The 1718-nt window shown below is 68.3% G+C and carries 1 protein-coding gene; it reads right to left on the bottom strand.

The genetic code is table 11. The annotated features are described in order from the left end of the window. Nucleotides 1-77: 77 nt before the first annotated feature. Complete coding sequence (locus ACFX4F_RS19955; RefSeq protein ID WP_380658049.1) at nt 78-1520, bottom strand: PLP-dependent aminotransferase family protein; 1443 nt, start codon at nt 1518-1520, stop codon at nt 78-80. Nucleotides 1521-1718: the final 198 nt, after the last annotated feature.

Here is a 1718-nt window from a genome sequence, read left to right as displayed (position 1 = left end):
GCGCCGGGCCATGCCCGGCGAGCGCGCAGCGCGGCAGGGAAAGAAGCCGCCGGGCATGGCCCGGCGCTACCGATCCATCAACGTGCTACCAGCTCCCGCGCGATCGCACCCAACCGTTCCACCGCACCGATGAAGCGCGCGTCCAGGGTCTGGCAACACGACAACCGCAGGCAGTGCCGGTACCGCGCGCCACGCGAATACACCTGGCCCGGCATGAACACGATGTCCTCTGCCAGTGCGCGCTCGAACAGTTCACGGGTGTCCACGCCCGGCAGTTCCAGCCACAGCAGGAACCCGCCCTGCGGCTCGGTCGCGCAGGTGCCGGCCGGGAAATGTTCGGCGACCAGTTGCCGCAGGCGACCGACCTGTTCGCGGTACAGGCGGCGCATGCGATGCAGGTGGTGCTCGTAACTGCCTGCTTCCAGGTAGGCGGCCACCGCATCACCGAGCAGCTGCGGTTCGCCGCCGGTGGACTGGAATTTGAGCAGCGCGATGCGTTCGGCGAAGCGTCCGCCATCGAGCCAGCCGATCCGGTAGTCCGGTGCCAGCGTCTTCGAAAAGCCACCGACCACCATCACCCAGCCATCGCGGTCGAACGCCTTCAGCAAGGGGGCCGGCGGCTCGCAGAACTGCAGTTCGGCATACACCGCGTCTTCGATCAGCGGCAGCTGGCGCGCGTTGACCAGCTCGGCCAGGCGTTGCTTGTCGGCGATCGGCATCGTGCAGCCCAGAGGGTTGTGTACGGTCGGCATCACCACCAGCGCCGCCAGCGGTGTGTGCTCCAGCAGTGCGTCCAGCGCATCCACGTCCAGGCCACGCTGCGGATGGGTAGGCAGTTCGATCGGCTGCAGGCCGAGGGTGGTCAGCAACGGGTACAGGTTGAAGTACGAGGGCGCCTCGATGCCGACGGCATCACCGGCCTGGGTAACCGCGCGCAGGGCCAGCTGCAGCGCCTCCATCGCGCCATGGGTCAACAGCAGGCGCTCGGCATGGGTATGCAGGCCCAGCCGTGGGCCACGCCGCACGATCTGCGCCAACAGGCGCTGCGAACCATTGGGGCGGGCGTAGGTCTCCACGGTCTGCTGACCATGGCGCAGTACCTGCGCGGTGTGCCGGGCCAGCTGCGCGCCCGGGTAGAACTGTCGTCCGCGCGGGCCGGCAAAGGCCAGGTCGACCACGCCGGGGCGACGCTGTGCTTCCAGCACGCGGGCCATCAGCACCTGCTGCAGCGGCGCGGTCGGTGCTGACGGCGCATCGCGCAGTGATCGCTGCGGCGCCGACAGTCGCGGCGCGACTTCGAAGCCGGCCTTCGGCCGCGGAATGACCAGCCCGGCGTCTTCCAGCTGGCGATAGGCCGCAATCACGGTGTTCAGGCTGAGCTGGCGCTGCGAAGCCATCTGCCGCAGCGAGGGCAAGCGGCTGCCGACCGGCAGGCGCCCGCCGTGGATGGCTTCAGCCAGCTCGTCCGACAGCCGCTGGTAGCGGGGTGGGATCATCGTGGTGGTGTCTTCTGTATCCATCGACTCAACCCGCATCTGGTTCTGTACCCATGATGCCGACGAGCCTAGCATGTCGTTGTCGGCCGGGCCTGATCGGGGCCGGGTCGATACTTCCCAAGCGCACGGCCCTGTGGCCGTGCGTCTTTTTCTGTTGTGTGTAGAGCCGAGCCCATGCTCGGCTGCTCTTCCGCCAACAGCAGCCGAGCATGGGCTCGGCTC

It is taken from the genome of Stenotrophomonas sp. YIM B13575 (assembly GCF_042787595.1).
Lineage (GTDB): Bacteria > Pseudomonadota > Gammaproteobacteria > Xanthomonadales > Xanthomonadaceae > Stenotrophomonas > Stenotrophomonas lactitubi_B.
This window is presented reverse-complemented; position numbering and strand designations above follow the sequence as displayed.

Coding starts and splice junctions, on each gene's coding strand:
- ACFX4F_RS19955 (WP_380658049.1), bottom strand. CDS start 1,520: ATGGATACAGAAGACACCACCACGATGATCCCACCCCGCTACCAGCGG.